This window comes from Streptomyces torulosus (assembly GCF_001419765.1).
Classification (GTDB): domain Bacteria; phylum Actinomycetota; class Actinomycetes; order Streptomycetales; family Streptomycetaceae; genus Streptomyces; species Streptomyces torulosus.
The window spans coordinates 1-4,627 of record NZ_LIRK01000888.1 but is presented as its reverse complement, the minus strand read 5'-3'; the positions used below and the strand labels follow the sequence as shown (position 1 = coordinate 4,627).

Genomic DNA, 4,627 nt, shown 5'->3' with positions numbered 1-4,627 from the left:
CGCCGCCGGGGCTCGCGCCGGCGCCGTCAGGGCTCGCCCCGCCGCGAGGGCTCGCGCCGCCGCCCCGGCCCGCGCCCGCCCCCGCTCCTCCGTCGGTCATGCCCACGTGAGGTGCTCCCGGTTGTGAGCGATCAGCTGGTCGGTGAGGGTGTCGGCGTAGGCGTACTGGCCGATCAGGGGGTGGGCCAGCAGGGCGCGGAAGACGCGGTCGCGGCCGCCGCGCAGGGCCGCGTCGAGGGCCAGGTCCTCGTACGCGGTCACGTTCGCCATCAGACCGGCGAACAGCGGGTCCACGGCCGGGACGGGCAGCGGGGTGACCCCGGTCGGCCCCACGGTCGCCTGGACCTCGATCACCGCGTCGTCCGGGAGGAAGGGCAGCGTCCCGGCGTTGTACGTGTTCACCACCTGGTACGGGCTGCCGCTGCCGCCCAGCAGGCCCGCCGCCAGGTCCACGGCGGCCTCCGAGTAGTACGCGCCGCCGCGTTTGGCGAGCAGCGCCGGCTTCTCGTCGAGTGCCGGGTCGGCGTACATGTCCAGCAACCGGCGCTCCATGGCGGCGACCTCGGCGGCCCGCGACGGCTTCGTACGGAGTTCCCGCACGACCTCGTCGTGGGCGTAGTAGTAGCGCAGGTAGTAGGAGGGGACGACGCCGAGGCGGTCGAGGAGGGGGCGGGGGAGCCGCAGGTCGGCGGCGATGGTGTCGCCGTGGCCGGACAGCAGCTTCGGAAGGACGTCCTCGCCCGAGGGCCCGCCGAGCCGTACCCCGGTCTCCCAGGTGAGGTGGTTGAGGCCCACATGGTCCAGGTGGACGTCGGCCGGGGCGACGCCCAGGTGCCCGGCGAACTTCCGCTGGAGCCCGATCGCCACATTGCACAGCCCGACCGCGCGGTGCCCGGCGCGCAGCAGCGCACGGGTCACGATGCCCACGGGGTTGGTGAAGTCGATGATCCAGGCCCCCGGGTTGGTCCGGCGGACCCGTTCGGCGATGTCCAGGACGACCGGGACCGTGCGCAGCGCCTTGGCGAGGCCGCCCGCGCCGGTGGTCTCCTGGCCGACGCAGCCGCACTCCAGCGGCCAGGTCTCGTCCTGTTCCCGGGCGGCCTGCCCGCCGACCCGGAGCTGGAGCAGCACGGCGTCGGCGCCCTCGACCCCCCGGTCCAGGTCGGCGGTCGTCACGATCCGGCCGCCGTGGCCCTGGCGGGCGAAGATGCGGCGGGCGAGGCCGCCCACCAGTTCCAGGCGCTCCTCGGCCGGGTCGACGAGCACCAGCTCCTCGATCGGCAGGGTGTCGCGGAGCCGGGCGAACCCGTCCACGAGTTCGGGTGTGTAGGTCGACCCTCCGCCGACCACGGTGAGCTTCATATGCGTATCAACCCTTCACTCCGGTCAGGGTGACGCCCTCGACGAACGCCTTCTGGGCGAAGAAGAAGACGAGGATCACGGGGGCCATGACCATGACGGTCGCGGCCATGGTCAGGTTCCAGTCGGTGTGGTGCGCGCCCTTGAAGGACTCCAGGCCGTAGGACAGGGTCCAGGCGGCGGGGTTCTCGGAGGCGTAGATCTGCGGGCCGAAGTAGTCGTTCCAGGCGTAGAAGAACTGGAAGAGGGCCACGGCCGCGATGCCCGGCTTGGCCATCGGCAGGACCACCCGCAGCAGGGTCCGCAGCTCGCCGCAGCCGTCCACGCGGGCCGCGTCGAGGTACTCGTTCGGGATCGTCGTCAGGAACTGGCGCAGCAGGAAGATCGAGAACGCGTCGCCGAACGCCATGGGGACGATCAGCGGCCAGAGCGAGCCCGACAGGTCCAGCTGCTTGGCCCAGAACAGGTACATCGGGATGACGACCACCTGCGGCGGCAGCATCATCATCGAGATGACCAGCATCAGCGCCAGATCGCGGCCCCGGAAACGGAACTTGGCGAGCGCGTACGCCACGGGGACGGACGACACGACGGTGAGGACCGTGCCGAGGCCCGCGTAGAGCAGGGTGTTGCGCCACCAGGTCAGAAAGCCGGGTGTGTCGAGGACCTGCCGGTAGTTGCCCCACTCCCAGGTGTCCGGGACGAGATCGCGGGTGAGGGCCTGCTGGTCGCTCATCAGCGAGGTCAGGACGACGAACACGAAGGGCAGGGTGAAGAAGAGGGCGGCGGCGACGCCGAGCGAATGCACGGCGATCCACTCCAGGACCGCCCGGCGGCGGGCCGCGCGTTCGCTCCCGGAGCCGCCGGACCGTGCCGTGGGGGCGTCCACGTGGACGGGCTTGTCGAGTACCTGGGACATCAGTCGGCCGCTCCGATCAGTCCGCCCCGGCGCCGCATCAGCAGCGCGGTGAACGCCATGGACAGCGCGAACAGCACGAGCGCGACCACGCAGGCGGCGCCGTAGTCGAAGCGCTGGAAACCGAGGTTGTAGACGAGCTGGGGCAGGGTCAGCGTCGACTTGTCCGGGTACCCCGGCTCGAACTGCTGCCCGGAGCCGCCGATGATCCCGGAGGCCACCTTCCCGGCCACCAGCGGCTGCGTGTAGTACTGCATGGTCTGGATCACGCCCGTGACCACGGCGAACATCACGATCGGCGAGATGTTCGGCAGCGTCACGTACCGGAACCGCTGCCACGCCGAGGTCCCGTCCAGCTCGGCGGCCTCGTACTGCTCCCTCGGCACGTCGAGCAGGGCGGCCATGAAGATGACCATGAGGTCGCCGACCCCCCACAGCGCGAGCGCGGTGAGCGCCGGCTTGGACCAGGCGGGGTCGGTGAACCAGCCCGGCGTCGGCAGCCCGAGGCCGTCGAGGAGGGAGTTGACCGGGCCGGTGCCCGGGTTGAGCAGGAAGACGAAGGCCAGCGTCGCGGCGACCGGTGGGGCGAGGTACGGCAGATAGAACAGGGTCCGGAAGACACCCGTACCGGTCTTGATCTTCGTGATGAGGAGGCCGACGCCGAGGCCGAACACCACCCGGCATGTCACCATCACCAGCACCAGCCAGAGGGTGTTGCGCAGGGCCGGCCAGAACAGCGGGTAGTCCTGGAAGACGTAGGCCCAGTTGCCCAGGCCGCGGAAGACGGGCGTCCCGAAGCCGTCGTACTTCATGAACGAGAAGTACACGGTGGACACCAGCGGATAGGCGAAGAAGACGCCGAACCCGATCAGCCACGGTGACAGGAAGGCCACCGTCCGAAGCGCCGACCTGCGGCGCTTCGCGCGGAGAGTGTGCGTGGCCATCGGAGGCTACTTCGCCTGCTCGATGTCGGTGTCGATCTGCTTCGCGGTCTTCTCCAGCCCCTCCTGGAGGTTCTTCACCTTCCCGGACTCGTACTGGTAGCCGAAGTCCTGGAGCGTCGTCTGGTACGTCGAGCCGTTGACGGACGCCGGGGGCGTGTTGGAGTCCGGGTGCTGGGCGATGTCGAGGAACGTCTTGAAGCCGGGGTCCGCCTTCAGCTCGGGCGACTTCAGCGCCGGGAAGGTGGACGGCACGTTGTGGATGGCGTTGGCGAAGGAGACCACGGCCTCGGTGTCCGTCGTCAGGTACTTCACCAGCTCCCAGGCCGCGTTCTGCTTCTTGCTCTGCGGGGCGATGCCGATGATCGTGCCGGAGAGGAAGCCCTTGCCGTACTCGTCGACCTCGTCGTCCGCGACGGGCAGGGGCGCGGTGCCGATCTCGAAGTCCACACCGGCCGCCTCGGCCATCCCGAGCCGCCACTCGCCGTCCAGCTGCATGGCCACCTGACCGGTCTGGAAGGGGTGCTTGGCGCCCCACTCGTCACCGAAGGTGTTCCGGTACCTCTCCAGCTTCTTGAAGCCGCCGAGGGAGTTCACGAGGCCCTTCTGGAACCTGAACATCTGCGCGAACGCCGGGTCCTTGGCGATGTTCGACTTGCCGTCCGCGTCGAAGTACGCGTGGTCCCACTGGGACATGTAGTGGTCCACGACCGTCTCGTAGCCGTGGTAGTTCGGCATGAAGCCCAGCTGGGCGTAGCCGTCGCCCTTGGGCTTCGTCAGCTTCTCGGCGTCCTTCGCGAACTCCGACCACGTCTTCGGCGGGGACTTGATGCCCGCCTTCTCGAACGCGTCCTTGTTGTAGTAGAGGCCGTACGCGTCACCGAGCAGCGGCAGGGCGCAGCGGGTGCCCTCGAACTGCGTGTAGTCCAGCATCGGCTTCGGGATGATCTTGTCGAGGTCGAGCTTGGACTTCTCGATGAACGGCTTCAGGTCGAGGAACGCGCCGGACGAGCAGAACTTGCCGACGTTGGACGTGGTGAACGACGACACCACGTCCGGCCCGTTCGAACCGCCCGCCCGCAGGGCCTGGTTGAGCTTGTCGTCGTTGATGTTCCCGACGACCTTCACGCTGATGTTCGGGTGCGCCTTCTCGAACCGGTCCACGTTCGCCTGGATCGCCTCGACCTCGGCGGGCGCGCTCCAGCCGTGCCAGAAGGTGATGGTCGTCTTGGCGTCGGGGTCGTCGTTCGCACCGGCCGAGGACTGCCCGGTGCAGGCGGTGGCGAGCAGGGCGAGGGCGGCGGTGGCGGCGAGAGCGATCGCCGCGTTCTTGGATATTCCGGACATGGAGGGGCCTCCTGAGGAAGGAGTGGGCGAGGGGAAGGGAGGAAAGGGGGGAGGAGGGTGAGAG

4 protein-coding genes are annotated in these 4,627 nt (G+C 69.3%); all 4 read right to left on the bottom strand.

Annotated elements, in window-relative coordinates:
• Window positions 1–96: 96 nt before the first annotated feature.
• Genes AOK23_RS41905 through AOK23_RS41890 form a run of 4 tightly spaced genes read right to left on the bottom strand, consistent with a single transcriptional unit; the run spans window position 97 to window position 4,563 of the window.
• Window positions 97–1,362, bottom strand: a complete 1,266-nt coding sequence (locus AOK23_RS41905) for a 6-phospho-beta-glucosidase (protein WP_055717635.1) — start codon at window positions 1,360–1,362, stop codon at window positions 97–99.
• Between the two features lie 7 nt (window positions 1,363–1,369).
• Complete coding sequence (locus tag AOK23_RS41900) at window positions 1,370–2,278, bottom strand: carbohydrate ABC transporter permease (RefSeq protein ID WP_055717634.1); 909 nt, start codon at window positions 2,276–2,278, stop codon at window positions 1,370–1,372.
• The gene (locus AOK23_RS41895; RefSeq protein ID WP_055717633.1) at window positions 2,278–3,219 is read right to left on the bottom strand and encodes a carbohydrate ABC transporter permease; all 942 of its coding nucleotides are present in this window, start codon (window positions 3,217–3,219) and stop codon (window positions 2,278–2,280) included. Before AOK23_RS41895 ends, AOK23_RS41900 begins: the two co-directional genes overlap by 1 nt.
• Window positions 3,220–3,225: 6 nt before the next feature.
• A complete protein-coding gene (locus AOK23_RS41890; protein WP_055717632.1) occupies window positions 3,226–4,563 on the bottom strand; it encodes an ABC transporter substrate-binding protein in 1,338 nt (445 codons plus the stop codon).
• Between the last annotated feature and the right edge of the window lie 64 nt (window positions 4,564–4,627).

What these genes read in the sequence shown, in the direction of transcription:
- AOK23_RS41890 (WP_055717632.1), bottom strand. Translation starts at nt 4,563, where the DNA reads ATGTCCGGAATATCCAAGAACGCGGCGATCGCTCTCGCCGCCACCGCC.
- AOK23_RS41895 (WP_055717633.1), bottom strand. Translation starts at nt 3,219, where the DNA reads ATGGCCACGCACACTCTCCGCGCGAAGCGCCGCAGGTCGGCGCTTCGG.
- AOK23_RS41900 (WP_055717634.1), bottom strand. Translation starts at nt 2,278, where the DNA reads ATGTCCCAGGTACTCGACAAGCCCGTCCACGTGGACGCCCCCACGGCA.
- AOK23_RS41905 (WP_055717635.1), bottom strand. Translation starts at nt 1,362, where the DNA reads ATGAAGCTCACCGTGGTCGGCGGAGGGTCGACCTACACACCCGAACTC.